We start from the raw sequence: 25,631 nt of genomic DNA, 5'->3' as shown, positions 1-25,631 counted from the left end.
CGGCTCCGCTCGGAATCAAGGGGTTGGCTGGATATAGTTCATAATTTGAAATATTGGAATGGTGAAATTTGTGTTGTGCCACGGGCGCGTTTCGGGCGGGGTGGCCCTCAGGTGCGGCGGCCCTGCAGCACCAGCCAGACGAGCGCGCTTCCCGCCAGCATCAGCGCCGGGATCATCGCGAGATTGACCGCGGTCCAGCCGGCCTGCGCGGTGCCGCCCGAACAGTTCATCAACCCGCCCGAGGCCAGTGACGCGATGGTCACGCCGCCGAAAACGAGCAGATCGTTGAGCCCCTGCATGCGGCCCCGCTCATGCGGCTCATGCGCTCCGGCGAGCATCGAGGTGGCGCCGATAAAGCCGAAGTTCCAGCCGAGCCCCAGAAGAACCAGCGCGAGGAAGAAGTTTTCAATCTCAACGCCTTGCAGCGCGACGACGCCCGCGCCTGCGAGAATGACGAGCCCCAGCCCCATGATCTTTTCCACGCCAAAGCGGGCGATCAGATGGCCGGTGAAGAAGGAGGGCGCGAACATCGCTAGCACATGGCCAGTGACCACATCGGCGGCGCGATCCTGGCTAAAGCCACAGCCCACCACCGCAAGCGGCGTCGAGGTCATCACGAGGTTCATCAGCGCATAGGAGACCATGGCGCAGATCACCGCCACGGCGATGCGCGGGGTGGTCAAAAGCTCCCACCGGCTGCGGCCACGGGGGGCGTCGGCGGCGGGGACGGGCGGGCGCGGAATGTCGAGAAAGAGAAACAGCAGCGCGCCAAAGAGGTTGATCGCGATGATCGCCGCATAGGTGCCAAGGAAGGGGATGACGACGGCCTGGCTCGTCACCTTGACCAGCTGCGGGCCGATCACCGCGCTCGCCAGCCCACCGGCCAGCACATAGGAGATGGCCTTGGGGCGGAAGGCGTCGCTGGCGGTGTCGGCGGCGGCAAAGCGGTAAAACCCCTGTGCCGACATATAGATGCCGGAGATCAGGCTGCCCATGAGGAACCAGAAAAACGACGCCTGATAGAGCCCGTAAGCCGCCACCGCGGCGCCGAGCGCACCGGCGAGCGTGCCGAGCATAAAGCCCACCCGACGGCCATATTTCTGCATGATCGACGACAGTGGGCTTGCCGCCAGCATCGAGCCGAGCACGATCAGCGAAATCGGCAAGGTGGCAAAGCAGACATTGGAGGCGAGCGACTGCCCGGCGAGCCCCGCCACCACGAACATCATCGCCATCTGCGCGCCGAGAATGGCCTGTGCCAGCACCAAAACGGTGACGTTGCGGCGGGTGCGGGCGTCCGTCCGAGGGAGGGGCATATCTGTCATGGGCGAAGTGCTACGCCCGTTTCCTGGGGTCCGCAAGGGCGTGGGATGTCGCATCCTCTGGGCGCTTGCCGCGCTGGTGGTGCGCGTTGGTCGCAAAACTGTGCTGGGGCGATTTACCATTGCCCGCCCCCGCCCTAGTGTGCCCGCGCAAGGAGGCCGCGCCATGACGGAACGCATCATCGAAACCCTCGCCGATGTCGAGGAGGGCGCCGAGGCGCTGGCCGCGCTCTGCCCGCGGCTGGGGGCGGCGCGGGCGCTCTGTGGCGATCTGCCGTTGCGGCGCAAGCCCGAAGGCTTTGCCGAATTGCTGAGCGCCATCGTCAGCCAGCAGGTCTCGGTCGCCTCGGCCAATGCGATCTGGGGGCGGGTGGCGGCGGCGGGGCTGACCACGCCGGAAGCAGTGTCAGCGGCCACGGAGGAGAGCCTGCGCGAATTGGGTCTCAGTCGCCAAAAGGTGCGCTATGCCAAGGCCCTGGCGGCGGCGGGCATCGATTTCGACGGGCTGCGCGAGATGCCATCGGAGGCGGTGATCGCGCGGCTCACAGAGGTTGCGGGCATCGGTCGATGGACCGCGGAAATCTATGCGATGTTCAGCCTCGGGCGGGCCGATGTCTTTGCCCATAATGACCTCGCGCTGCAAGAGGCGGCGCGGGTGCTCTATGAGCTCGAGACGCGACCGAAAGAGCGGCAGATGCGTGAAATGGCGCAGGCCTGGAGCCCTTGGAGATCGGTTGCCGCGCGTCTTCTTTGGGCCTACTACAGGGTTGAAAAGCAACGGGAAGGGATCAGATGACACGGGTTTTGGAAGCGGGGCGCCGGGCGCCGGTCTCGGGCGAGACACGATCTGCGGTGGTGTTCCTGCATGGCTATGGTGCCAATGGCGCGGACCTTCTCGGCATTGCCGATGTTCTGGGCGAGCATATGCCTGACACGCTGTTTGTCGCCCCGGATGCGCCGGAGACGATCCCGATGATGCCGTCGGGGCTGCAGTGGTTTCCGATCCCGTGGATTGATGGGTCGTCCGAGGAAGAGGCCGAGCGCGGTCTCTTGGCGGCGGCGCAGGATCTCGATGCATTTCTCGATGCGCTGATGGTGGATGAGGATTTGCTGCCCGAGCAGGTGCTGCTGTTCGGGTTCAGCCAGGGCACGATGATGTCGCTGCATGTGGCGCCGCGGCGGGAGGATCCGATCGCCGGGATCGTCGCCTTTTCAGGCCGGTTGCTGCGGCCGGAGCTGCTGGCCGATGAGGCGGTGACGCGGCCTCCGGTGCTGCTCATCCATGGCGATGCCGATGACGTGGTGCCGGTGCAATCTCTGCCTGAGGCGGCCGAGGCGCTGCAAGGCGCGGGCTGGAAGGATGTCTATGCCCATGTCATGAAAGGCACCGCCCATGGCATCGCGCAGGACGGGCTTCAGGTGGCCCTGGCCTTCATGCGGGATCGGCTCGGCTACGCCTGATTTTCCGTATCTATCCAGATGGTTACGGGGCCATCATTGACAAGGCTTACGGCCATGTCGGCGCCGAATTCGCCGGTCTCGGTGGGGATGCCGAGCCGGCTGAGTTCGGCGGCAAACCCTTCATAGAGCGCGCGGCCCTCGTCGGGGCGGGCGGCGGTGGAGAAGCCGGGGCGGTTGCCGCTGCTTGTGTCGGCGGCGAGGGTGAACTGGCTCACCACCAGGGCGCTGCCGCCGATGTCGAGGAGCGAGCGGTTCATCTTGCCCTGATCATCCTTGAAAATCCGCAGCTTGGAGATCTTGGCGGCGAGCTTGGCGGCGGTGGTTTTATCGTCGCCCTGCATGGCGCAGACGAGGATCAAAAGCCCGGGGCCGCAGCGGCCGATGAGGCGGTCATCGACCTTCACCGAGGCCTCGGTCACACGTTGCAGAAGGGCGCGCATCGGGGGCTCCTGTGGTGGTTGAGCGGGCAGGAGTAGGGCGAAAATGCCATGTCGGCAAGTCGTCGGTATTACGACGGTAAAGCGACAGTGCGTCTTGTGCCCCTTTGCCGGATCGGGAAAACATGCCCGGGAGCGGGTCGGAAGAGGAAGGACAGACAGGCATGATCAGCCCAGAGGCCATTGCATGGATCGTTTTCCTGCTGCTCGCGGCGTTGGTGCTGTGGCTGGGCTGGCGGCTCTTAGCGGCGCGGTCCAAAGCGGCGCGCCGGTCGATCATCATCGATGGGTCGAATGTGATGTTCTGGGACGGTGGCACGCCGCGCGCCGAGACGGTGCGGGCGGTGGTCGAGACGCTGGGCCGGGAGGGCTATCACTCGGTGATCTGGTTTGACGCGAACGCGGGGTACAAGCTCTTTGGCCGTTATGCCGGGCCGCGCGATCTGGCGCCCTATCTCGGGGTGCCGCCGCGGCAGGTCTTTGTCGCGCCCAAGGGGGTGCCGGCCGATCCTCTGGTGCTCGAGGCGGCGCGGAAGCTGCGGGCGCGGGTGGTCAGCAATGACCGGTTCCGCGACTGGCGCGAGAGCTTTCCCGAGCTGGGCGATGCGCGGCGGCTGGTGCGCGGGGCGACACGGGGCGGCGATGTGCGGTTGCGGCTCTGAGGTGGGGAAATCTTGAAAAGATTTCCTGTCGCAGTCTTTTCAAGACTGCGGTGGGTCGGTGAGAAATCGGACCGGCGCGCGGTTGCAGAAAATGACGAATTGACCGCCGTTCTCCGCCACCTGATAGCCGCGCCGGTGAATTTCGGCCCAGAACAATCCCATGCCCGCAAACCGTTCCACATCCCGCGCCTTGCGCCGGATCACGCCGCCCTCTTGCACGGCTTTGGAGGCGAAGAGATCGCGCAGCCAATTCTCTGGGGTCAAAGGCGAGTTACGGTTTTGCATTCCCGCAGCATGGCGCGGGCGTGGTTAAACGACGGTTAACGCACGCGCGGGACAAGGCCGCAGGCCGCCGCGCATCGCCGGGCCGCCCCCCGGCACGGCGATTTGGCTGGCGACACCCCGAGACGGATGGGGCGGAGGGGCGTGGCCGGGATAAAGCGCGATCCTGAGCGGGGGGATCGCCGCACCGCGGCCCGACGTTACCGCCCTTTCCGTTTCACATTGCCGCCGCGCTGGCCGGGGCGACCTGCGGTGGAGCGGCCGCGGGCGCCTTTGGCGGCCTCGCCTGCCGCCTCGATGGCGGATTGCCGGGCGAGCGGGTCGTCGGCCACGGCGAGATCGACCGCCTCCAGCCGCTTGACCTCGTCGCGCAGGCGCGCGGCCTCTTCGAATTCGAGGTTCTCGGCGGCCTTGCGCATGTCGGCGCGCAGCCCTTCGAGCACGGTTTCGAGATTGCCGCCATGCAGGGATTTGTCGATCGTGGCGGTGACGCGGGATTGATCGGTGTCGCCCTTGTAGAGCCCGGCGAGAATGTCCTCGACGTTCTTCTTGACCGTGGCCGGGGTGATGCCGTGTTCCTCGTTATAGGCGATCTGCTTGGCGCGGCGGCGCTCGGTCTCGCCCATGGCGCGTTCCATCGAGCCGGTGATGCGGTCGGCATACATGATCACCCGGCCATCGGCGTTGCGGGCGGCGCGGCCGATGGTCTGAATGAGCGAGGTTTCCGAGCGCAGGAACCCCTCCTTGTCGGCGTCGAGAATGGCCACCAGCCCGCATTCGGGAATGTCGAGCCCCTCGCGCAGCAGGTTGATCCCGATCAGCACGTCAAAGGCCCCGAGCCGCAGGTCGCGCAGGATCTCGATCCGTTCGATCGTGTCGATGTCGGAATGCATGTAGCGCACGCGGATGCCCTGTTCATGCATATATTCGGTGAGATCCTCGGCCATGCGCTTGGTCAGCGTGGTGCAGAGCGTGCGATAGCCCGCCGCCGAGACCCGGCGCACCTCGTCGAGCAGGTCATCGACCTGGGTCTCGACCGGGCGGATTTCGATCTGGGGATCGAGAAGCCCGGTGGGGCGGATCACCTGTTCGGTAAAGACGCCGCCGGTCTGTTCGAGCTCCCACGCCGCCGGGGTGGCCGAGACAAAGACCGATTGCGGCCGCATCGCATCCCATTCCTCGAATTTGAGCGGACGGTTGTCCATGCAGGACGGCAGGCGAAAGCCATGTTCGGCGAGGGTGAATTTGCGACGATAGTCGCCCCGGTACATGCCGCCGATCTGCGGCACGCTCACATGGCTTTCATCCGCGAAAACGATGGCATTGTCGGGGATGAATTCGAAAAGTGTGGGGGGCGGCTCGCCCGGGGCGCGGCCGGTGAGATAGCGCGAATAGTTCTCGATCCCGTTGCAGACGCCGGTCGCCTCGAGCATTTCGAGATCGAAATTGCAGCGCTGTTCGAGCCGCTGCGCCTCCAGAAGCTTGCCCTCGCCGACGAGCTGATCGAGCCGCTGGCGCAGCTCTTTCTTGATGCCGATGATGGCCTGCTGCATCGTCGGTTTCGGCGTCACATAGTGGCTGTTGGCATAGACGCGGATCTGATCGAACGTGTCGGTCTTTTCGCCGGTGAGCGGGTCAAACTCGGTGATCGCCTCGAGCTCTTCGCCGAAAAAGCTCAGCTTCCAGGCGCGGTCATCAAGGTGGGCGGGCCAGATTTCGAGACTGTCGCCGCGCACCCGGAATGAGCCGCGCTGAAACCCGTGGTCATTGCGGCGGTATTGCTGGGCCACGAGATCGGCGATGACCTTGCGCTGATCATAATCCGAGCCGACCTTGAGGTCCTGGGTCATCGCGCCATAGGTTTCGACGCTGCCGATGCCGTAGATGCACGAGACCGAGGCCACGATGATCACGTCGTCGCGTTCCAGAAGCGCGCGGGTGGCCGAGTGGCGCATCCGGTCGATCTGTTCGTTGATCTGGCTTTCCTTCTCGATGAAGGTGTCGGAGCGCGGCACATAGGCCTCGGGTTGGTAGTAGTCGTAGTAGCTGACGAAATATTCGACGGCGTTGTTGGGAAAGAAGCCTTTGAATTCGCCGTAGAGCTGCGCCGCGAGGGTCTTGTTCGGGGCGAGGATGATGGCGGGGCGCTGGGTTTCCTCGATCACCTTGGCCATGGTGAAGGTCTTGCCGGTGCCGGTCGCGCCCAGCAGTACCTGATCGCGCTCGCCCTCGGTCACGCCTTGGGTCAGCTCGGCGATGGCGGTGGGCTGATCGCCGGCGGCGGAAAACTCGGTCACCATTTCGAACCGCTTGCCGCCCTCGAGCTTGGGCCGCGCCTTCACATCCGGCGCGGGGGCGTGCATCATCGGCTGCGAGCCGTCGGAATGGGCATAGGGCATAAGGGATTCCTTTGTCTGGACCCAGAATGTGATGTTTTTCCGCCGAGCTTCAAGCGCCGAGGGGCGGGGCGGGGGCCCTGCGCGGTGCTGCTGACCATAATTGTCAGGGGTTTGCGCGGTGAAACGACCCGAAACACGCCGCGGGCCGGTCCTTTTTTGGCCTTGATCGAGGGCTAGTCATGGGCGACATCACAGCAGACGGTGCCACGCGCCCCCTTCGGGCGGGCCACAGGGATCGCGCGAGGCAGGCCAGACGGGCCAAGGCCAGAACGGCCAAGGTAGGAGACATATGCAGGTCATCATTCACGCCGGTGCGCATAAGACGGACGACGACAAGCTGGTGAAATGCCTGATGGGCAATGAGCCGATCCTGTCGGAGCTGGGAACAGCCGTGCCGCATCCCAACAGCTATCGCAAATTGCTGCGCGATCTTCTCAATGAGGGGCTGCAGTCCGGGCTGCCGGCGGACACGCGGGCGCGGGTGCTGGAAAAGATGCGGGTGCCGGAGGGGACAGAGCGGCTTATCCTCAGCAATCACGGGTTTTTCGGCACGCCGCGCATGGCGGTGAATTCGGGGCTGTTCTACCCGGCGGCGGTGGCGCGGTTGCGGCTGTTTCAAGAGATTTTCCATCTCGACGATGTCGAGCTTTTCCTCGCGCTGCGCGATCCCGGAGGGCTGTTGCCGGCGCTGGCGCATGAGGCGCGGGCGCATAGCGTGTCGGAATATATCGGCGGTGGCGAGCCGAGGGACATCCTGTGGTCCGACATGCTCTCGCGGATCAGCCGCGAGGTGCCGGATCTGCCGGTGACGGTCTGGTGCAACGAGGATACGCCGCTCATCTGGGGCGAGGTGCTGCGCGAGATGGCCGGGGTCGACGCGACCTTGCGGCTCGATGGCGAGTTCTACCTGCTGCATGAGATCATGAGCGGTGCCGGGATGAAGCGGTTCCTCGCCTATGTCGATCAGCATCCCGATATGAGCGAGGTGCAGCGGCGCCGGGTCATCGTGGCCTTTCTCGACAAGTTCGCGAAGGAAGAGGCGCTTGACGAAGAGCTCGATCTGCCGGGCTGGACCGACAGCATGATCGAGGATCTGTCAGTGATCTATGACGAGGATTGCGAGGCCATTGGCCATATCCCCGGCGTGACGATGATCACACCCTAAAGCCGGGGCTGGGATCACCTTGATATTTCCGGGAAAAATGCACCGGAACGCAGTGTCACAGAGCTGATACAATTGAAAATAGCGCGGCGATCTAGTACCCTGAGACACCTCGGGTTTCGAGGGTCGTCAGGATTTGCACGCTTTTTCAGGCAGTTCTGGCGAAATCTACCTGTTTGAGTGCGTGTTGTTCCGTCGCGTTTTGGGGCGGGCCCTGTGATCCGAGCGCTGTATCGCCTCCGCAAGGCGTATACACAGCCTTCATGACAGGGCCGTGACACTCTGCGCGGCTTGGCCTCTGGGCCGCCACAGCGCAAGAGCACCTGTTTGATTTGAGTATGGCCGCGTCTGCCAGTGAAAATTATTTTGGCTTAGGAGCTTCGCGCTCATGATCGACCCTGTATCCCTTGCCGATCTGACCTGTCGGCTGCAACGCGCGCCCGCGTTTTCCGACCCGGTCGGCGCGGTGGGGGCGGTGTTGTCGGATGTGGTCGCGGCCCCCGAAGAGGCGGCGGATGCCACGTCGAAACTGGCGGTGGCCACGCCCGAGGGGACGTCGGTCTTCGTCACCGTGTCCGGCGATGGCAATCCCGATCTGGTGGCGCGCGGGGTGCGCAAGCTCACCAAGATCCGGCGCAAGCTCTCGGATCGCTATGCCGAACCGATTGTCGAGCCGCTGGAGACGGGCGAGTTCGAAGGGCGGTCTTTCGCGATCTGGCCGATGCTTGGCCAGCTGCCGCAAGGCCGGTTGTCGCGCTATCTCACCAAGCGGGGGCTGCGCGTCAAGGTGATGGACTGGCTGTCGGGGATGCTGGTCGAGACCAAGGTCCCGGCAGGCGCGCAGGAACAGAGCCGGATTGCCGCCAATCTGGCGCGGCTGAGCGCGGATGCCGCCCATCCGGACCTTTTGCGCCGGGCGGCGGATGCGGCGGGCGAGCGTTTGGCGACGGGGCGCTGGGCGCCGGTCAATTGCGCGCAGCATTCCGATCTGTGGATGGGCAATGTGATGATGTCGGGGCCCTCCGCAGCGATGCCTTTCGGGGTGATCGACTGGGCCGGGGCGCGGTCGGCGGGCTATCCATTCTTTGATCTCTGCCGCTTTGCGATCAGCAGCAACGCGCCCTCCAAGCTCGTCGACGAGCATGTCGCGCGGCAGCTGCGCGTGTTGCATGGCGAGCGGGCCGATGTGACCTCTTATGTGCTCTGTGCCTTGGGCGAGATGCAAAGCGATCTCGAACATTTCCCGGAAGAGATGTTTCGCGCCATGGCGGAAGAAACCACAGTGTTTGCCCGGCAATTTTCGCAGTAAAGAGCCGTATGTCTGATCGATCTGCCTTGAAATCTGGCTCCGGCCTGTCCGATCCCGCCCCGGGGGCGCGCGGGACGCGTCCGCTGTTTCGTCCCGTGGTTCTCGAGGTGAACCCGCATCGGGTAGAGCTGCACACGCTCGAGCCGCATCTGCCCTGGGTCGTGTGGTCGGCGCAGAACCTGCCGCAGCCGGTCTATCGGCATGGGGTGCTGCGGCTCAAATATCTCTTGGGGCGGCGCGGGGTCTATCGCGGCACCTGGGATTTGCGGGCGCGGCCTTTTGAGCAGCGCGAGGAATACCGGCTCGTCGCGGATCTCTATCAGAGCCTGCCGGAGTATCGGCGCTCGCGCTGGTATCAGCAGGGGCTCGAGTTGATCGGCGTGGGCGGGGTGTTTACCCACAAGACCGAAGCGGCGCGGGATGTGGCCGAGCTCGACGCGCTGTTCGAGGGCTATCTCGTCGATCTGCTCGAGACCATGGCGCGCGAAGGCTATCGTCAGCGGCCGGGGGCGGATCTGCCGGAGGCGATGATCGGGCGCGATGGCACGCTGATCAAGACGGCGCATGGCACGCATCGGCTGGCCTCGGCCAAGGCCGCCGGGGCGTCGGGGCTGTTTCCGCTGCGGGTGATCGGGGTGCATCGCCGCTGGCTCGCGGCGCTGCCCGATGGCGGCAGCGAGGCGGCAATTGCCGCGGCGCTCTCGGAGATCGAGGCGCGCTATCGCGAAGAGGCTCAGCCGGTGGCGCCGAGGCGGATCAATTCGGCAATCCCGTCCTGATGCAGCCAGATCGCGGTGCCGCCCAGAACGAGCATCGCCAGCAGGAACACCAGATCATGCAGCCGGTCCCAAGCGCCATGCGCCCGGGCGAGCCAGATGATCGCGGGCAGGGTCAGCAGATGCGCCGCCCCCTGTCCGGCAATCGCACCGGCGATGCCGAACGTGGCGATGCCTGCCAGGCTCAGCGCCAGCATCAGCACCGCCTTGATCGCCACCACCACGAAGAATTGCCGGGAATTGCCCTGCGCCAGCGCCACCTGATCATAGGTGAGCCCGATGGCGAGCGGCATCTGCGCACAGGCCACCAGCACGAGGATCACGCCCGAGACCGCATAGCGCGGATCGTAGAGGATGTCGGTGATCACCGGGCCAAGGAGGGCCAGCCCCGTGAGCAGGAGGAACATGCCGCCGGTCACGCCAAAGCGCAGCTTGCGGATGCGGGCAAAGTTTTCGCGTGACGCGCCGGGGGGCTGTTCGCGGTAGAGCGGGATAAGCACCTTGCGCGTCACCTTTTCGATGAGCATCACCGGAAAGCTCGCGAGGAAAAAGCCGATGGTGTAGAGGCCGAGCGCCTCGGCGCTGAGAAACTTGCCCAGCACGATCTTGTCGCCCTGGGCCACGACAAAGCCGCAGATCGTGCTCAGGAAGATCCATTTGCCGAAGGAGACGATTTTCGCCGCCGCCGCCCGGTTGAGGCGGAGCCGGTTGCGATGGCCGGGCAGGCCGAAATGCATCGCGGCGAGAAGGACGAGCGTGTTGGCGAGGCTGCCATAGACCAGCGCCCAGACGCTCTGCATCTGCCAGGCGAGGAGGATCATCAGGCTGAGCCCTATGGCCTGGCTCGCCACTTGCAGCACGGTGAGCTGTTTCACCCGCAGGTGCCGGTGGGCGGTGGCGACGCGGGTCGGCATGAGCCCGGCGACCACCAGTTCGAGCCCGGCGATGGGCAGGATCTGCGCCAGGAGCGGTTCGTTGAAAAAGCCCGCGACCGGCAGCGCCATGACGCAGGCAAAGACCCAGAGCATCACGCCGCGCCCGACCTGAAGCGTCCAGGCGGTGTCGAGATAGACCGGATCGTCGCCCTTGTCGTCCTTTTGGATCCAGGGGCGCAGGCCGATGTCCGAGAACATCTTCATCCCGACGATGAAGACGCTGACCAGCGCCATGAGGCCGAAAGCCTCGGGAAAGAGCAGCCGGGTCAGGATCAGGTTGCCGGCGAGCCGCAGGCCCTGGGCGCCAAGGATGCCCATGGCGATAAAGCCCGAGCCGCGCAGCACGCGGTCGATGATCGTTCTCTGGCCGTGGCCCCCGTTCCGCGATGTCACGCGCCGTTGCTCCCCTCTTGCCGCGCCGGTGGCACGGCCCCCAATCCGCGCCTTACACCGGCGCGTTCCTTCTCACCTAGCAAATGCCCGGCCAGATTGCATCGGTGGATTTCACCGGCGGGGGGTGGATCGGGGGCTCAGTCGCGGATGAACACCGTGTCGCCGCGCCGCACGGTGCGGCAGACCCGCATCTGATCGAGCGCCTCGGGATGGTCGAGAGGGTTGCGGTCGAGCACGGCGAAATCGGCCAGCTTGCCGACCCGGATCGAGCCGCGATTGTCCTCCTCAAAGACCTGCCAGGCGGCGTCGATGGTCTGGGCGCGCAGGGCCTCATAGGCGCTGATCTTTTCCGTCTCGCCCAGAAGCTGCCCGGAGGCGGTGCGCCGGTTGACCGCGCAATGGGCGAGATGCAGCGGCCGCGTCGGGGTCACGGCGGCGTCATTGTGGATCGTGTAGCGCAGCCCGTGGCGGGCGGCGGAGGCGGCGGGCGAGATGCGCTGTGCCCGGTCGGGGCCGAGGAACGTGTCGAGATGCCGGTCGCCCCAAAAATGGATATGGGCCGAGAAGAAGCTGATGGTGACGCCGAGGGTCGCACAGCGGGCGAATTGATCGTCGCGCATCACCTGACCGTGGATGATCGTGTGGCGGTGATCGTCGCGGGGCAGGGCGTCTTGGGCTGCGGCAACCGCATCGAGGAACATATCGGAGGCGGCATCGCCATTGCAGTGGCAATGGATCTGAAACCCCATCCGGTGCAGTTTATCGACCTCTGAAAAGAGGTGCTCGCGGGTGATATAGCTCATACCGCTGGGGGCCTCGGGGTGGGCCGGGCGATGGTAGGGCAGGCTCAGAAAAGCGGTCTGGAGCTGAAACGCGCCATCGGTAAAGAGCTTGCGCGGGCCGAGGGTGAAATAGGGCGTGTCGGGCCAGTCGAGCGCGTCGGGGCCTTGGCTCAGCGCCGGTTCCTCGGCGCTGATGGGCAGCAGCAGGATGTCGATGCCGGGATCGCGCCCGGGGGGCAGGCTGGCGAAATGGTCGATCATGTCGCGCGTCGCGCAGGCGTTTTGGGCATAGGTGACGCCATGGCTCAGATATTCATCGCGGCAGGCGTCGAAGCCTTGCCAGAACCGGTCGCGGTCGATGAGAAAATCGGTGTCGCCCATGCGCCCCATGGCCGAGAGCCCTTCGATCAGCCCGGTCAGCCGCCCGGTCTCGGTATCGCGGCCATAGCGGCCGCCGGTCGGGTCGGGCGTGTCGCGCGTGACGCCATGTTCAGCCAGCGCGCGGGAATTGGCGACGCCATTGTGGCCGGAGGTGTGCAAGACCCAGACCGGATGGCGCGTCGAGACGCCATCAAGCTCGTCCCGCGTCGGCATCCGACCCTCGGCCAGAGCGGTGTTGTCGAAATTCACCGCCATGATCCATTGGCCCTCGGGCGTCTCGGCCGCCTTGGCGCGGAGCCGGTCGAGGGCGGTGGCGATGTCGCGGCAATCGCCGCGCGGCGGGGCGGCGATATCGACGCGGAAGAGCGCGACAAAACCGGGGTCGGGGAAATGCCCGTGCGGGTCGAGAAAGGCGGGGATCATCGTGCGCCCGGCGAGGTCGATCATCTCGGTGCCCTCGGGCAGCTCGGCGCGCAGCGCAGCCTCTGATCCGGTTGCGGCAATGCGGTCGTCCTTGGTCAGAACGGCGCCCACCTCGGGGCTGTCGGTCTCCATCGTCAGGATGGGACCGTTGAAATAGAATTTATATGACATGGCATCCGGTCAGTTCAGGTTGGAAATGCGGTGCCCCCGCCCCGGTCCGAGAAAGGGACAGGGGCAGGGGCAGGGGCTTTGGCGTCAGACCATCCACCAGCGGTCGAGAATGCGCCGCCCGTCAAAGCCGCGCACCCAGGAGAGATCGCCATGGGCGATATTCGCGGTGCGGGCGTGGATGTCATTGGCGAACATCGGGGTGATCGAGCCGCCTCGGTCGCGGAGGATCACTTGCATGTCGCGGTACATTTCGGCCCGCAGCCCTTCGTCGAGCTCGGCCCGGGCGGTGACCATCAGCTCGTTGAATTGTGGGTCATCCCATTGCGTGTCATTCCACGCGGCCTCGGCGGCGAAACCGGTGGCGAACATCGTGTCTTCGGTGGCGTAGCCGCCCCAATAGCTCGCGACCCAAGGCTTTTTCTGCCAGACATCGGCCCAATAGCCGTCATTGGCCTCGCGCGCGACATTGATGTTGATGCCTGCCGCCTTGGCCGAGGCCTGATAGAGCACCGCCGCATCCAGCGCCCCGGCAAAGGCCGCGTCGGCCGCGCTCAGGTTGAGCGCCGCATTGCCCAGCCCGGATTTCTCCATGTGGAACTTGGCCTTGTCGGGATCATAGCTGAGCTGTTCGATATCGCTGGCGTGATAGCGGTAGGAGGGTCCGATCGGGTGGTCATTGCCCACCACCCCATGGCCGAACAGCACCTTTTCCACCAGCTCTTCGCGGTTGAGCGCATATTTGAGCGCCAGCCGCAGATCGGGATTGTCATAGGGCGCGGTCCGGGTGAGCATCGGGAAGGTGTAATGCAGCGGGCCAGCGCCCTCTTCGACGATCATATCCGGGCGACGGGCAAGCAGGGCCACCGTCTTGGGTTCGATCTTGTCGATGCAATCGACCTCGCCGGTGATCAGCGCATTGGTCCGCGCCGCCGGATCGGTGATCGACATGAGCGAGACCGTGTCGGCAAAGGCCGAGTTGTCGCCGTTCCAGTAATTCGGGTTGCGTTCGAATTCATAGATCTGGCCGGGCTTTTCGGTCTTGAGGATATAGCCGCCGGTGCCGCCCGCGCGCCAATCGATGCTGTTATCCTTGGCCGGGTAGATGCCAAAGATCGCATCGCCGAAATTAAAGGGAAAGTCGGCATTGCCTGCCGAAAGCTCGATCACCACGACCTGTGGCCCGTCGGCGCGAATATCGACGACCGTGTCCAGCAGCGGCTTGCCCACCGATTTCGACGTCTCGCCGCGGTGGTAGTTGATCGAGGCGATGACGTCCTCGGCCTCCATCGTCTTGCCATTGTGAAAGACCACCCCCTCGCGCAGCTTGAAGGTCCAGATGCGGGCATCGGGCGAGGTGCTCCATTCGGTGGCCAGCCCGCCGACCAGTTCGCCGCTGGGCGCAAGCTCGGTCAGGGTGTTGGTGATGCCATAGGCCGCCGTCCATTGCAGCCCGTTGAGCAAGGTGGCCGGGTCGAGCGTGTCGGAGGTGGCGCCATGGCCCATCGCCAGCCGCATATGGCCGCCCCGTTTGGGGGTGGCGGCCATGGCCTGGCTATAGAGGCCCTGACCGACGCTCAGCGCCACGCCAAGCGCCGCGCTGCGGCCGAGGAAGGCCCGCCGCGACAAACGCCCCTTGCGCAGTTCCGCAACGAGCCAGTCGGTCTCTGTTTTGTGGTGGGTCACGATATCATTCTCCTGTCGGACGCGTTTTGACGATTCTTTATTGGGGCCAAGGATCGAAGCCGCGGTTGATTCTAGAAACTTCGCGGGTTTTAGTGGTTGTACGCGTTTTGCTGTAAACTCGCGTCAGACTGCGAAGGTTTTGCCCCATGACGGAAGATTTTTCTCGCAACCTGCGGAGCCTCTGCGCCGATCGCGGCAGCATTGCCCAAGTGTGTCGCGACATCGGGCTCAACCGGCAGCAGTTCAATCGCTACCTCAGCGGGGCGGGCATGCCAGCCGCCCATAACCTGCGCCGGATCGCCCGCTATTTTCGCTGCACCGAGGCCGAGCTCATGGCGCCGCATGAAGAGTTCGAGCGCCGCCGCAAGACCGACCGCGTGGCGCGCCATGCCGGGCCGCTCGATCTCTTTGCCGAGGCGTTTCAAACCGGCTCCAGCGAGATGCGCCGCTATCTCGGCTGGTACCATTCGCATATCACCTCGCCGTCCTGGGAGGGCTACATCCTGCGCGGGCTGAGCTGCATCTACGAGCGCGACGGTTATGTTCTCGTCCGGTCGCTCGAGCGGGCCACGTCGCGCGATGGCACTATTGTGCATCGCGCCCGGTATGATGGCGTGGTGACACGGCGCGGCGGGCGGATCTATATCCTCGAACAGGAGGCGAGAAGCGAGGCCAGCGTCGATGAGACCATTCTCATGCCGTCGCCCCGGCAGAAGGTGAACTATCTGCAAGGCATCACGATGGGCGTGGCGACGCGCCCCTATCTGCTGCCCTATGCGTCGCGGTCGATCTGGAAGAAACTCGGCGCGCAGGTGCCCGCGCGCGAGGCGCTCGGCGCTTGCGGCGTGCTGCCCTTCAACAGCCGCAAGATCGACCCGACGATCCGCAGCTACCTGAGCACCGAGACGCTGACGGTGTCTTGGGGGGGGTGCTTCCTCCGCGCAGGGTTGGCGCGTCGGGAAAGTGGCTCAGAGCTTGGACAAGTTCCTTAGGGGCGGGAGGCGGCGTGGATGTCCTGTGGCAACTCCTCGCTCCATTTCCGAAGCTCGTCGAGGAACCCCAGGGCGCTGCGCCCGATTTCGGTGATCTCGTATTGTACGGACACCGGGGCGGTCGCCATGACCTCGCGTCGCACCAGCCCCTGCGTTTCCAGTTGTCGCAGACGTTCGGTGATCATCTTCTTGGACGCGCCTCCCACCATCCGGGCCAGATCGTTGAACCGCACCGGGCCATCTTGGAGGTGCCAAAGGATCGAACCGGTCCATTTTCCGCCGATGATCCGCATTCCCTGTTCGATTGCGCAAGGCTCAAGACAGGCCTCATAGACTTGCCGCCTTCCCTGTGCATCACTCTCAACCCTGGCCTTCATAAGATGTCTCCATCATCGTGGTTTAAGGTTACAAAAAGTATACTGGTTGATTTTGGTTTCCTGCAATCGCAATTTCTCTCGCACCGCCCGCGCGTCAAGCCGGGCCCGAAAGAGACAAAGGAACCGACCATGAGCAACATTTTCATTCTGAACGGCGCGCAGCCCTATGACTTTGCCCCCGGCACCCTGAACGCCGCCCTGACCGACCGCGCCCGCACCCTCCTCGCGACACAGGGGCACCCTGTGCGGGTAACCACCGTGGCCGAGGGCTATGACGTCGATGCGGAGATCGAGAACCATATCTGGGCCGACACGGTGATCATGCAATTCCCGGTGAACTGGATGGGCGTGCCGTGGTCGTTCAAGAAATACATGGACGAGGTCTATACGGCCGGCATGGACGGTCGCCTGACCAAGGGCGATGGTCGCCGCTCAGAAGCGCCGAAGGAAAACTATGGCATGGGTGGCGCGCTGACCGGCACCCGTTACATGCTGTCGGTCACATTGAACGCCCCCCGCGAGGCCTTCGATGACCGCTCAGAGCCGTTCTTCCGCGGTGACAGCCTCGATGATCTGTTGCAGCCGATGCATCTGAACGCCCGTTTCTTCGGCATGACGCCGCTGCCCAGCTTCGCAGCCTATGATGTGATGAAGGCGCCCGAGATCGAGGCGGATTTCGCCCGCTTCGATGCTCAGCTGAAGGCGGTGATCGCGGCGGCCGAACATGCCGCGGCCTGACGGCGTGTCTGGATCAGCAGCGACCTAGCAAAGCGGGTGCAGCAGGTTTCGGCTGACCCAGCCGTGGCGATCTGCGAAACAGCCTGAGCTCTTAATCGCTCGAAGATATGGCACCGGGTTGCTTCGCATCGCCACACCCAATTCGCGTGAACCGACGTGTCGCTCAAGGAGACGCAGCCGGATCAAATCCCTATAGGCATCATCGGTTGATCGGGAAGTAGATGGTGCCCCCACACGGACTCGAACCGCGGACCTACTGATTACAAATCAGTTGCTCTACCAGCTGAGCTATAGGGGCCTCGATGGTGTGGCGCGGGGTGTGCGCTTGCATCGAAGCGCCGGGGTCGGGGGCCGCGGGGCGGGTCGACTCGGCGCTGGTGGTCAGCCGTTTACCCGGCTTCGCGTGCGAGGACAAGATCGGAGTTTGGTCGCGGGGCGGCTTGGCCCCACGGGTCTAGTCCCGGTGCAGGTCGCGGGCGTCGAGATGGCTGTACCAACGGGTCAGAAGCTGGGCGCCGAGGCCCGAGAGCGGTTTGTAGGGCACGGTCGGAAAGCCGAGATCGTCAAAGGCGGTGTCGGCCTCGGGCTGGCCGAGGATCTTGCGGGCGAGTTTCATGCCGAAATAGACACTGCGCGTCACGCCAGAGCCACAATAGCCCCCGGCGAGCCAGACGCCGTCATAGCGGCCAAGATGCGGGCTGTGATCGGGCGTATAGGCCACGGAGCCGGACCAGACATGGCTGAACCCCACATCCGAGAGCTGTGGAAAGACGCGGGTGACAGGGGTGGCGAACGCACGGCGCTGGGTCGCGGCGGGGCCGCCGGGCCGGCCGAGGCGACCGCCAAAGATGAACCGCTCGGCGTCGGGGCTTGGCCGATACCACATGAAGATGCGGCCGCTTTCGCCGAGCATCCGCCCCTTGGGGGTGAGGTCGCGCATCACCTCGGCCCCGAGCGGCTCGGTGGCCACGGCGGCGGTGCGGATCTGCACCACGCGACGGTGCATGGCGCGGGTCGCGCCATCGGCATAGGCGTTGGTGGCCATCACCACCTCGCGCGCCACGGTTTTGCCCTGCGGCGTGGTGAGCGTGGTGGCGTCGCCCTCAGGACGCAGCCCAGTCACCGGGCAGTGGCAGTGTATCGCGACGCCGGCGGCCTGCGCCTTTTGCGCCAGCCCCAGCAGCAGTTTGCGCGGGTGCACGCCGCCATCGCGGTGATAGACGACGCCGCCGCGATAGGCGGCACTGCCGATTTCGCGGTGCTGCTCTGCCTCGGGGATCATCTCGCAGGGCAGGCCGAGATGCCGCGCGAGCCAGTCGCATTCGCGCCCCGTTGCCTCGTAATCGGCGCGGGTGCGGGCGCCGCGAAACCGGCCGCGCATCTGCAGATCGCAGTCGAGGCCCTCGTCGGCGACGAAGCCTTCGAAATACTCCAGCGCGCGCAGCCCTTCGCCCATGATGTCGAGGGTTTTCGCCGCGCCATAGCGGGCGGTGAGCCCGGCGACCCCCAGCTTGTGAAAGCTCGGGCCGACCATGCCGCCGTTGCGCGACGAACAGCCCGCGCCAAGCCCGCCCGCCTCAAAGAGCGTGACCTGCCGTCCCGCCCGCGCCAGATGCAGCGCGGTGGCCAGCCCGGTATAGCCCGCGCCGATCACCGCCACATCGGTGCGGGCGGGCAGCGGCAGGGCGGGCGTCTCGGGCGCGGTCACATGGTCCCAAAAGACGCTCTCGTCAGGGCGCAGGTCAGTCACGCAGCACCCATCGGTCGCGATGCCGCGCGGTCGGGAACCGCGCCTCGAGGCCAAGTTCGTTGATCCGTTCGATGCTCGCATCAAAGAGGCTGCGCATCACCGGCAGGCCTTCGGGGGCGAGCGCCACCTGGCGCAGGATGTCGGCCCGGTCGGCATAGGCATCGACCAGAACCCGCAGATCCTCCACGGCGGTGGCCTCCGAGATGTCAATGCGCAGGTCCTGCGCGTCGATCCCATGTTCGCCAGTGACCCGAAGCGCGGCCGAGCGCAGCGGGCCGATGATCTCGCCGCCCGCGTCGCGCCCGGCCTCCAGCGCCCGCATGAGACGCTCGCCCAAAGGCAGCTCGGGATCGGCGACAAAGGCATCGGCCATGGCACGGGTCACCTGATCATTGTCGAGGATATTGCCCAGCGCGAGACAGTTTTCGCCGGTGTGATGGGTGTAGATCGAATACATCCGCCGCCCGTGATAGACGGCGGTCTGGCCCTTGGCGTCGAGCGCGCCGATCTGCCGCCATTCGATGTCCTTGGAGGAGGCACAGACCTCGGTCACCGTGTCCTTGGCGGATTTGCCCTGCGCCAGAAGCGAGATGCCGAGATCGCCGAGACGGCTGTCGGTGCGGTGCTGCGACAGCATCGCGCCCTTGCCATGCACGAGCCGGACACAGCGCCCGCCCACCGCCAGATCAGATGTGGTGATGGCCGCGCCAAAGGCGCCGGTGCGGGTGCAACGTCCGATGATGGAAAAGGTCACTTGCGGTCTCCTGAAAGAAGGTCAGACGGGGTCGGTGGCGGGCAGGGGCACATGGCGGTCCTCGGTGTCGAACCGCTGCCACATGGCGTCGGTGGCCTCCTGCGCCTCGGTGATGGCGGCGCGTTCGTCGATCGTGGTGAGCACCCGGTCGCGCATCAGGAAGCGGCCGTCGACCATCGTGTCGGTGACCACGCCGGGATGGCCGTAATGCACGAGGTTCGACAGCGCCGAGACGCGCGGCGCCATGGCCGGGGTCATCAGGTCGAACATCGCCAGATCGGCCTTTTTGCCGACGGCAATCTCGCCGATGCCGGGATGGTCGAGCGCCTCTGCCGCGTTGCGGGTGACATAGTTGAAGACCTGCTGCGGCCCGGGGCTGACCGCGCGGGTATAAGCGCCGCGATGCAGGGTCTGGGCCAGTTTCATGGCGTGGAACATGTCTTCGGTCATGTTGTCGGTGCCGAGCACGATCTTGACCCCGTGATCGAGGATCGCCCGCATCGGCAGCGGATGCGGCCCCTTGGCGGACATCGACGCCGGACAATGGCCAAGCCAGGTGCCGGTCTCGGCCAGCCGCGCCACGTCGCTCTCGTTGCAGAAGGTCCAGTGGATCGCGATGAGATCGTCGCCGAGGAAGTCATTCTGATCGAGATATTCGGTGGAGGTGCAGCCATGCAGCGCCTCGACCTGTTCCTTTTCGCTGATGATCTGGCTCAGGTGGACGGTGCGGCGCAGCCCGTGTTGCCGCGCCAGCGCCTTGAGCTGGCCGAGCATCCAGGGGCTGCAATTGTCGGGGCCATGGGCCGCGATCATCACCCGCACCCGGTCGTCTTCGCTGCCGTGGAACCGCTCGATGAGCGCTTCGGTCCGGTCGAGGAAGGTCTGGCCAAAGTCGCGGTCAAAACGATAGCGGCCCCGGCCCACCTCGGTGGTCACCGCATCGGCACAGCTCTCGGCGAGCCAGAGCCGCAGGCCGGTTTCGATCATCGCGGGGGCGTAGTCGGCGACATGGCGCAGCGGGTCGACCATGGTCGTGGTGCCGGATCGGATCGCCTCGGCACAGGCGAGCCGGGCAATCGCCGCCCGTTCGCGCGGCTCGAGCAGATAGGAGGCGGGCACCATATACTGATAGACAAGGTTCCCCTCGATATCCTCGACCGTGCCGCGCAGCACCAAGAGCACGGCATGGGTGTGGGAATTGATCAGCCCCGGTGAGACGAGCTTGTCCGACATGTCGATCGGCTCGAAACTGTCGAACTCGGTGCCGTCGAGCGTCTCGGGCAGGGCGACGATCTGGCTGCCGTCGATAGCGATATGGCCGGCGGTAACCTCGGGCAGGCCCGAGGCATGGGTGATATAGCGGGCGTTTTTCAGCAGCAGGCGGGTCATGATCTGCGCAGGGCTCCGAACAAGGTGGCGAGAAGGGTGAGAAGAACCAAGAGCGTGGCCACCGCCGCAATGGTCGGGTCGATATTGTCCTGAATGCCTTCCCAGATCATCTTGGGCAGGGTCTGCACCCGGCGCACGGTGATGAAGAGCACGCCGACGATCTCGTCAAAGCTGACGATGAAGGCAAAGATAAAGCCGCTCAGGATGCCGGGTTTGATGGCCGGCACGATCACCGCCCGCACCGTCTGCAGCACCGAGGCCCCGAGGCTGCGCGCGGCGCGCGGGATGTTGCGGTCGAGATTGGTGAGCGAGGCAAAGACCGAGATCGACACATAGGGCAGGGCGAGCAGCGTATGGGCGAGGATCACGCCGAAATGCGTGTCGATCAGCCCGAGCACCACCCAAAAGCGGTAAAAGCCCAGCGCCTGCACCACCGGCGGCACGAGGATCGGCGTGATGAGCACCCAGCGGGCGACCATCGCGGCGCGGTCCGACAGGAACCAGCAGCCGATGGCAAAGGCGGTGCCGAGCACGGTGGCGCAGCTCGCCACCACCAGCCCGACCCAGATGCTCGTCCAGGTCGCGCCGAGCCAATCGCCGTCGGAGAAGTAATTGGCGTAATGCTGCAGCGACAGCGCCTCCTTGGGCAGGCCGATATAGCTCGTATCGGTGAGCGAGATCGGGATCACCACGAGGATGGGCAGCACCAGAAAGGCGATGATCAACCAGGCGCCGGTCTGAAAGAAGATCTGAAAGGTCGAACGGGCCATTATTTCCGATCCAGCAATGTGGCACGCAGGTTCACAAAGCGCGCGGCGACAAGAAGGACGAGGGCGGTGGCGACCAAGAGCGCCACAGACAGCGCCGAGCCGAGCCCCCAGTTGAGGAATTCCTGAATCTGGTAGGTGATATATTCCGAGATCATCAGAACACGGCCCCCGCCGAGCAGCGCGGGCGTCACGTAGAAGCCCAGCGACAGCACAAAGACCAACAGCGCGCCGGACATCACGCCGGGCATGGTCTGCGGGAAATAGACATTGCGAAAGGCGTACCATTCGCTGGCCCCGAGGCTGCGGGCGGCCTGCACATAGGCGCCCGAAATGCCGCGCATATTGGTCAGCATCGGCAGCACCGCAAAGGGCAGCATGACATGGATCATGGCGATCACCACGCCAAACTCATTATGCATGAGCTTGAGCGGCGCCTCGATCAGCCCGGCATCGCGCAGCGCATCATTGACGATGCCCGACCGGCCCAGAAGCACGATCCAGCTGAACGAGCGGATCAGCACCGAGACCCAGAACGGCAAGATCACCAGCGCCACCATCAAGGGCGTCAGCCGCGAGGCGTAATTGCTGATCGCATAGGCCACGATATAGCCGAGCAGAAGACAGCCCACAGTGGTCACCGCCGCCACCCGGAAGGTGATGATGAAACTGGTCTGCACGGCGCTCGACGCGGCCATTTTCTCGAAATTGCCAAAGCCCGTCACCGGCTCGGTAAAGGCGATTTTCCAGATGCCCAGAACCGGCACGATGTAGAAGATCACCATGATCGCAAGCGCGGGCAGGACGAGCATCCAATAGCTGAATTTTTCGGTGACGCGGGGCATGTCGGCTCCTGGCAGGTCGGGAGGGGACCGGGGCCAGAGCGGCCCCGATCCAAGAGGGATGTCCGTGAGTGGTCTTAGTTGATCAGCGCATCCACATAGAGCTCTTCCGCCGAGACCTGGTTCTTGGCGTACCATTCATCCTTGTAGAGGATCTGGGTCGCGAGGTTCTCGGGGCTCGACGGGTTGAAGGGCGCAAGCTCTGGCGGCACCATGGCGGCGGCCTCCGGGTTGATCGGGCCCGAGCCGATCTTCTTGAGCCATTCGACCTGCAGTTCCGGTTTCTGGCCATGGGCGATGAATTTCATCACCTCGTCGCTGCCCGCCGGGTTGTCCTTTGGCACGACCCAGATGCCGGGGGCGATGACACCGCCCTGGAAACTTACGTCAAAGCTGCCTTCGGGCATCTGATCCTTGAGCAGATGGGCGCGGGTCGACCAGATGTTGCCGATGGCGACCTCTTCTTGCAGGAACAGGTTCTGGCTGTCGCTGCCCGAGCCCCAGACGATGATATTCTCGCGCAGCTCGCGGAATTTGGCGATCGAGGCCTTGATACCATCCTCGGTGCCGAGCGCGTCATAGACCTCGGCGAGCGGCACGCCACGCGCCTGTGTCGCGCTTTCGAGCATACCGCGCACGGATTTGCGGAAGGTGCGCATGCCGGGGAAATCCTTGACGTTCCACACGTCTTCCCAGGTTTGCGGAACATTCCCGCCAAGCATCTTGGGGTTGGTCGCCAGCACGTAGGAATAGACGTAATTGCCGACGCCATTGTTATAGGCGGTGCCCTCGAGAACCTTGCTTTTGTCAACGATGGAATAGTCGATGGGCTGGGTCACGCCCTGCTGTTCGAGGATGATGGCTGACCCCGCGCCGCTGTCGCAGAGGTCCCAGACCACCGCGCCGCTGTCGACCATGGCGCGGATCTTGCCCGCCGAGGGGCCAGAGCCGTCGACCGTGACCGGGATGCCGGTCTCGGCGGTGTAGGTGTCGCAGAGCACTTCTTGCAGCACGTCCTTGGCCGTGCCGCCCCAGTTCACCACGATGATCTCCTTGGCCTGGGCCGTGGCCCGCGAGCCGAGCGCCGGCAGGATGCCGAGCGCGCCCATCGCCGCGATGAACCCGCGCCGGGTCAGGCGGCCTTGCTTATAGCGTTCGACCGCGATCTCCGCGATGTCGCGCTTGGCTTCGAAATCGGTTGTCTCTGTCATGTCTTGTCTCCTTGTTGGATCAGTGCGGGACGGTGATCTCTTGTCACCTTGTGGGTAATGTCATGCGCCCGGCGGTCGGGGGGCGGGGCGTCTCACGCGGCCGTATCCGGGGTCGCATCCGGGGCGAGCACGACGCCCGCGTCGCGGTCCCAGCCGATGCTCACGGCGAGGCCGGGGGCGGGGGTGATGTCGGTTTTCCATGTCGGGCGCGAGACCAGCAATTCGCCAAGCCCGGGATGGGTCACGATGACCTGACAGCGCTCGCCGAGATAGCTCACCTGTTTGACCGTGGCGGGCAGGATTTCCTCGCCCGGTGCCGCGAGGCGGAGCCGTTCGGGCCGCAGCGCGATGCGCACTGCCGCGCCCTTGGCATGATCGGTGTCGGTCTCGACCTCGAACCCGGCGCCGGCGGCGGAACAGCGCAGAACCTGCCCGTCGCGGGCCTCGATCTGGGCTTCGATGAAGTTCGATTTGCCGAGGAAATCGGCCACGAAACTGTTGTGCGGCCGGTTGTAGAGCGTGTCGGGCGCGCCCTGCTGCTGGATCGCGCCATCCTTGAGGATCACGATCCGGTCCGACATCGACAGCGCCTCGTCCTGATCATGGGTGACATAGATGAAGGTCACGCCAAGCTGATCATGCAGCGCCTTCAGCTCCCATTGCAGATCGGCGCGCAGCTTCTTGTCGAGCGCCGAGAGCGGCTCGTCCAGAAGCAGCACCTGCGGCTGAAACGACATGGCGCGGGCCAGCGCGATCCGCTGTTGCTGTCCGCCCGAAAGCTGGGTCGGCAGGCGGTCGGCAAAGGCCCCCATCTGCACCAGATCGAGCGCATCCTGCACCCGTTCGGCAATCTCGGCGGCGGGGCGTTTGCGCACCTTGAGCGGGAAGGCCACGTTTTCGCGCACGGTCATCGTCGGAAAGAGCGCATAGCCCTGAAACACCATGCCAAAGCCGCGCCGTTCCGGCGGCTCGCTGGTGATGTCCTCGTCGCGCAGGCGCAGCTGTCCGTTATCGAGCTGAATGAACCCGGCAATCGCGCTCAGAAGCGTCGTCTTGCCCGAGCCCGACGGCCCCAGCAGCGTCAGAAACTCGCCCTCCGCCACATCGAGGCTCACATCGTCCAGCGCATTGACCGCGCCATAGCGTTTCACCGCATTGGTGATGGAAAGAATGGGAGAGGTCATGATGAGCAAACTGTCCGTATCTGTTGCGAGGCGGCGCTGGGCGCCCGGATCGTTGCCACATGGGACCATGGGGGGTGAAAACAATAAAATAAAAAAACGGCACGCCAGTATAATCTGGGATTATTCACGTGCGGGTCAGGCGGGGGCGGAAGAGGCCTCCTTGAGGTAGTCGGCAAGAAAGCTCTGAAACTGAAGCGCGATATTGGTGGTGGGGAAGAGGTTCGAGGTGATGCCATGGGTCTTGAGCGGCAGCGAGGGGGTGATCGGACGCACCGCGATACCCTCGGCGGGCTGGCCGATGAGGCCGAAACTGTCGACCAGCGCCACCCCCAGCCCGTTGCGCACCATCTCGAGCGCGGTGGCGGTGTGGCGCACCTCGCAGAAATACCGCCGCTCCAGCCCCTGTTGCGAAAACAGGCTGTCGATGGCCTGCCCGAGCGGCGTCCGCGCGCCATAGGAAATATGGCGCACCTGGTTGAGATTGGTCACCGACACCCGCTGCAACAGCGCGATCTCGTGATCCGCCGGGCAGATGCATTTCATCTCGCCATCGCCGATTTCATGGACGGAGACCGCAGAATGACGCGGCGGGGTGATCGACAGGCCAAGATCGGCACGTCCGCTGACCAGACGGCGGATGATCTCGTCAATGCTGCCGAGCTCGATCGAGAGCTGCAATTTCGGCCGCGTTTTCATGAAAAGGCTGAGCGCCCGGGGCAGAAGACCATGGCCGATCGAGGGGGTGGCGACGATGCTCAGCCGCCCGATCGTGCCGCCGCGCAGCTCGTCGACAATGGCCGCGATGCGCTTTTGCTGCAGGAAGAGATGCTGCGCCTCCTGCGCGATATGAAGCGCCTCCTGTGTCGGCACAAGCCGCCCGTGTTTGCGCACGAAGAGCGCGAATCCCACCAGGTCTTCGGTGTGGCGGATCATGTTGCTCACCGCCGGCTGGCTCACCGCCAAGAGCTCGGCCGCCCGCGCTGTGGTGCCGACTTCGATGACGGTGCAAAGCACCTCGAGCTGCCGCGCGTTGATCATAGTGATATAAT

At 64.8% G+C, this 25,631-nt stretch carries 24 protein-coding genes and 1 tRNA gene; 8 read left to right on the top strand and 17 right to left on the bottom strand.

Annotated features, from left to right (window positions below; genetic code table 11):
* Nucleotides 1-107: 107 nt before the first annotated feature.
* Nucleotides 108-1,325: an MFS transporter gene (locus tag ISM_RS04510; protein ID WP_040617851.1), complete on the bottom strand. Its 1,218-nt coding sequence runs from the start codon at nt 1,323-1,325 to the stop codon at nt 108-110.
* A gap of 163 nt (nt 1,326-1,488) precedes the next feature.
* Between ISM_RS04510 and ISM_RS04505 the strand changes: the two genes are divergently transcribed.
* Complete coding sequence (locus tag ISM_RS04505; protein WP_009812934.1) at nt 1,489-2,118, top strand: DNA-3-methyladenine glycosylase family protein; 630 nt, start codon at nt 1,489-1,491, stop codon at nt 2,116-2,118.
* A complete protein-coding gene (locus ISM_RS04500; RefSeq protein ID WP_040617850.1) occupies nt 2,115-2,783 on the top strand; it encodes an alpha/beta hydrolase in 669 nt (222 codons plus the stop codon). Before ISM_RS04505 ends, ISM_RS04500 begins: the two co-directional genes overlap by 4 nt.
* On the opposite strand, the gene dtd is transcribed toward ISM_RS04500, so the two are convergent.
* Nucleotides 2,774-3,223, bottom strand: coding sequence for a D-aminoacyl-tRNA deacylase (dtd, locus tag ISM_RS04495; RefSeq protein WP_009812932.1), 450 nt, complete (start codon nt 3,221-3,223; stop codon nt 2,774-2,776). The two genes, ISM_RS04500 and dtd, sit on opposite strands and share 10 nt — an antisense overlap.
* Before the next feature lie 161 nt (nt 3,224-3,384).
* Between dtd and ISM_RS04490 the strand changes: the two genes are divergently transcribed.
* Complete coding sequence (locus ISM_RS04490; protein ID WP_040618316.1) at nt 3,385-3,882, top strand: hypothetical protein; 498 nt, start codon at nt 3,385-3,387, stop codon at nt 3,880-3,882.
* Nucleotides 3,883-3,921: 39 nt separating this feature from the next.
* Here ISM_RS04490 and ISM_RS04485 read toward each other — a convergent pair whose 3' ends face one another.
* Together ISM_RS04485 and uvrB are read right to left on the bottom strand one after the other, a co-directional pair.
* Nucleotides 3,922-4,167: a hypothetical protein gene (locus tag ISM_RS04485; protein ID WP_040617849.1), complete on the bottom strand. Its 246-nt coding sequence runs from the start codon at nt 4,165-4,167 to the stop codon at nt 3,922-3,924.
* Between the two features lie 197 nt (nt 4,168-4,364).
* A complete protein-coding gene (uvrB, locus tag ISM_RS04480; protein ID WP_009812929.1) occupies nt 4,365-6,563 on the bottom strand; it encodes an excinuclease ABC subunit UvrB in 2,199 nt (732 codons plus the stop codon).
* A gap of 289 nt (nt 6,564-6,852) precedes the next feature.
* Between uvrB and ISM_RS04475 the strand changes: the two genes are divergently transcribed.
* The 3 genes from ISM_RS04475 (at nt 6,853) to ISM_RS04465 (ending at nt 9,813) form a co-directional block, all read left to right on the top strand.
* Nucleotides 6,853-7,728: a hypothetical protein gene (locus ISM_RS04475; RefSeq protein ID WP_009812928.1), complete on the top strand. Its 876-nt coding sequence runs from the start codon at nt 6,853-6,855 to the stop codon at nt 7,726-7,728.
* 385 nt (nt 7,729-8,113) lie between these two features.
* On the top strand, nt 8,114-9,034 hold the full coding sequence (locus ISM_RS04470) for a phosphotransferase (protein ID WP_009812927.1): 921 nt from the start codon (nt 8,114-8,116) through the stop codon (nt 9,032-9,034).
* A 26-nt stretch (nt 9,035-9,060) separates the two neighbouring features.
* Complete coding sequence (locus ISM_RS04465; RefSeq protein WP_217622862.1) at nt 9,061-9,813, top strand: hypothetical protein; 753 nt, start codon at nt 9,061-9,063, stop codon at nt 9,811-9,813.
* Here ISM_RS04465 and ISM_RS04460 read toward each other — a convergent pair.
* From ISM_RS04460 to ISM_RS04450, 3 genes are all read right to left on the bottom strand, one after another.
* Nucleotides 9,768-11,138 (bottom strand): oligosaccharide flippase family protein, encoded by a 1,371-nt coding sequence (locus ISM_RS04460; RefSeq protein ID WP_009812925.1) that lies wholly within the window; start codon nt 11,136-11,138, stop codon nt 9,768-9,770. The genes ISM_RS04465 and ISM_RS04460 overlap by 46 nt on opposite strands.
* 137 nt (nt 11,139-11,275) lie before the next feature.
* Nucleotides 11,276-12,895, bottom strand: a complete 1,620-nt coding sequence (locus tag ISM_RS04455; protein ID WP_009812924.1) for an amidohydrolase — start codon at nt 12,893-12,895, stop codon at nt 11,276-11,278.
* A gap of 84 nt (nt 12,896-12,979) precedes the next feature.
* Nucleotides 12,980-14,578, bottom strand: coding sequence for an ABC transporter substrate-binding protein (locus ISM_RS04450; protein WP_009812923.1), 1,599 nt, complete (start codon nt 14,576-14,578; stop codon nt 12,980-12,982).
* A gap of 146 nt (nt 14,579-14,724) precedes the next feature.
* Between ISM_RS04450 and ISM_RS04445 the strand changes: the two genes are divergently transcribed.
* Entirely contained in the window at nt 14,725-15,570 is an 846-nt protein-coding gene (locus ISM_RS04445) for a helix-turn-helix domain-containing protein (RefSeq protein WP_009812922.1), read from the top strand.
* On the opposite strand, the gene ISM_RS04440 is transcribed toward ISM_RS04445, so the two are convergent.
* Entirely contained in the window at nt 15,567-15,863 is a 297-nt protein-coding gene (locus ISM_RS04440; RefSeq protein WP_254655645.1) for a winged helix-turn-helix transcriptional regulator, read from the bottom strand. The genes ISM_RS04445 and ISM_RS04440 overlap by 4 nt on opposite strands.
* A 213-nt stretch (nt 15,864-16,076) precedes the next feature.
* Between ISM_RS04440 and ISM_RS04435 the strand changes: the two genes are divergently transcribed.
* Nucleotides 16,077-16,685 (top strand): NAD(P)H-dependent oxidoreductase, encoded by a 609-nt coding sequence (locus tag ISM_RS04435; RefSeq protein WP_009812920.1) that lies wholly within the window; start codon nt 16,077-16,079, stop codon nt 16,683-16,685.
* 222 nt (nt 16,686-16,907) lie between these two features.
* Here the strand turns inward: ISM_RS04435 and ISM_RS04430 are convergent.
* From ISM_RS04430 to ISM_RS04390, 9 genes are all read right to left on the bottom strand, one after another.
* Nucleotides 16,908-16,983 (bottom strand) — tRNA-Thr (locus ISM_RS04430).
* Between the two features lie 156 nt (nt 16,984-17,139).
* On the bottom strand, nt 17,140-18,435 hold the full coding sequence (locus ISM_RS04425) for an NAD(P)/FAD-dependent oxidoreductase (protein ID WP_050754110.1): 1,296 nt from the start codon (nt 18,433-18,435) through the stop codon (nt 17,140-17,142).
* Entirely contained in the window at nt 18,428-19,189 is a 762-nt protein-coding gene (locus tag ISM_RS04420) for a DUF1028 domain-containing protein (RefSeq protein WP_009812918.1), read from the bottom strand. The genes ISM_RS04425 and ISM_RS04420 overlap by 8 nt, the downstream gene beginning before the upstream one ends.
* A gap of 21 nt (nt 19,190-19,210) precedes the next feature.
* Entirely contained in the window at nt 19,211-20,578 is a 1,368-nt protein-coding gene (locus ISM_RS04415) for an amidohydrolase family protein (RefSeq protein ID WP_009812917.1), read from the bottom strand.
* A complete protein-coding gene (locus tag ISM_RS04410) occupies nt 20,575-21,348 on the bottom strand; it encodes an ABC transporter permease (protein WP_009812916.1) in 774 nt (257 codons plus the stop codon). The genes ISM_RS04415 and ISM_RS04410 overlap by 4 nt, the downstream gene beginning before the upstream one ends.
* Complete coding sequence (locus ISM_RS04405) at nt 21,348-22,190, bottom strand: ABC transporter permease (protein WP_009812915.1); 843 nt, start codon at nt 22,188-22,190, stop codon at nt 21,348-21,350. The genes ISM_RS04410 and ISM_RS04405 overlap by 1 nt, the downstream gene beginning before the upstream one ends.
* A 74-nt stretch (nt 22,191-22,264) precedes the next feature.
* Nucleotides 22,265-23,398, bottom strand: coding sequence for an extracellular solute-binding protein (locus ISM_RS04400; RefSeq protein WP_009812914.1), 1,134 nt, complete (start codon nt 23,396-23,398; stop codon nt 22,265-22,267).
* A 92-nt stretch (nt 23,399-23,490) separates the two neighbouring features.
* Nucleotides 23,491-24,582, bottom strand: coding sequence for an ABC transporter ATP-binding protein (locus ISM_RS04395; protein ID WP_040618310.1), 1,092 nt, complete (start codon nt 24,580-24,582; stop codon nt 23,491-23,493).
* A 135-nt stretch (nt 24,583-24,717) separates the two neighbouring features.
* On the bottom strand, nt 24,718-25,620 hold the full coding sequence (locus ISM_RS04390; protein ID WP_009812912.1) for a LysR substrate-binding domain-containing protein: 903 nt from the start codon (nt 25,618-25,620) through the stop codon (nt 24,718-24,720).
* Nucleotides 25,621-25,631: the final 11 nt, after the last annotated feature.

Origin of the sequence: Roseovarius nubinhibens ISM (assembly GCF_000152625.1) — a bacterium.
GTDB lineage: Bacteria > Pseudomonadota > Alphaproteobacteria > Rhodobacterales > Rhodobacteraceae > Roseovarius > Roseovarius nubinhibens.
This window is presented reverse-complemented; position numbering and strand designations above follow the sequence as displayed.

Bases quoted from the DNA above. Each gene is read 5' to 3' on its own strand.
- ISM_RS04485 (WP_040617849.1), bottom strand. From the start codon at position 4,167: ATGCAAAACCGTAACTCGCCTTTGACCCCAGAGAATTGGCTGCGCGAT.
- dtd (WP_009812932.1), bottom strand. From the start codon at position 3,223: ATGCGCGCCCTTCTGCAACGTGTGACCGAGGCCTCGGTGAAGGTCGAT.
- ISM_RS04410 (WP_009812916.1), bottom strand. From the start codon at position 21,348: ATGGCCCGTTCGACCTTTCAGATCTTCTTTCAGACCGGCGCCTGGTTG.
- ISM_RS04510 (WP_040617851.1), bottom strand. From the start codon at position 1,325: ATGACAGATATGCCCCTCCCTCGGACGGACGCCCGCACCCGCCGCAAC.
- ISM_RS04390 (WP_009812912.1), bottom strand. From the start codon at position 25,620: ATGATCAACGCGCGGCAGCTCGAGGTGCTTTGCACCGTCATCGAAGTC.
- ISM_RS04400 (WP_009812914.1), bottom strand. From the start codon at position 23,398: ATGACAGAGACAACCGATTTCGAAGCCAAGCGCGACATCGCGGAGATC.
- ISM_RS04415 (WP_009812917.1), bottom strand. From the start codon at position 20,578: ATGACCCGCCTGCTGCTGAAAAACGCCCGCTATATCACCCATGCCTCG.
- ISM_RS04395 (WP_040618310.1), bottom strand. From the start codon at position 24,582: ATGACCTCTCCCATTCTTTCCATCACCAATGCGGTGAAACGCTATGGC.
- ISM_RS04475 (WP_009812928.1), top strand. From the start codon at position 6,853: ATGCAGGTCATCATTCACGCCGGTGCGCATAAGACGGACGACGACAAG.
- ISM_RS04490 (WP_040618316.1), top strand. From the start codon at position 3,385: ATGATCAGCCCAGAGGCCATTGCATGGATCGTTTTCCTGCTGCTCGCG.
- uvrB (WP_009812929.1), bottom strand. From the start codon at position 6,563: ATGCCCTATGCCCATTCCGACGGCTCGCAGCCGATGATGCACGCCCCC.
- ISM_RS04405 (WP_009812915.1), bottom strand. From the start codon at position 22,190: ATGCCCCGCGTCACCGAAAAATTCAGCTATTGGATGCTCGTCCTGCCC.
- ISM_RS04470 (WP_009812927.1), top strand. From the start codon at position 8,114: ATGATCGACCCTGTATCCCTTGCCGATCTGACCTGTCGGCTGCAACGC.
- ISM_RS04445 (WP_009812922.1), top strand. From the start codon at position 14,725: ATGACGGAAGATTTTTCTCGCAACCTGCGGAGCCTCTGCGCCGATCGC.
- ISM_RS04440 (WP_254655645.1), bottom strand. From the start codon at position 15,863: ATGCGGATCATCGGCGGAAAATGGACCGGTTCGATCCTTTGGCACCTC.
- ISM_RS04500 (WP_040617850.1), top strand. From the start codon at position 2,115: ATGACACGGGTTTTGGAAGCGGGGCGCCGGGCGCCGGTCTCGGGCGAG.
- ISM_RS04455 (WP_009812924.1), bottom strand. From the start codon at position 12,895: ATGTCATATAAATTCTATTTCAACGGTCCCATCCTGACGATGGAGACC.
- ISM_RS04505 (WP_009812934.1), top strand. From the start codon at position 1,489: ATGACGGAACGCATCATCGAAACCCTCGCCGATGTCGAGGAGGGCGCC.
- ISM_RS04435 (WP_009812920.1), top strand. From the start codon at position 16,077: ATGAGCAACATTTTCATTCTGAACGGCGCGCAGCCCTATGACTTTGCC.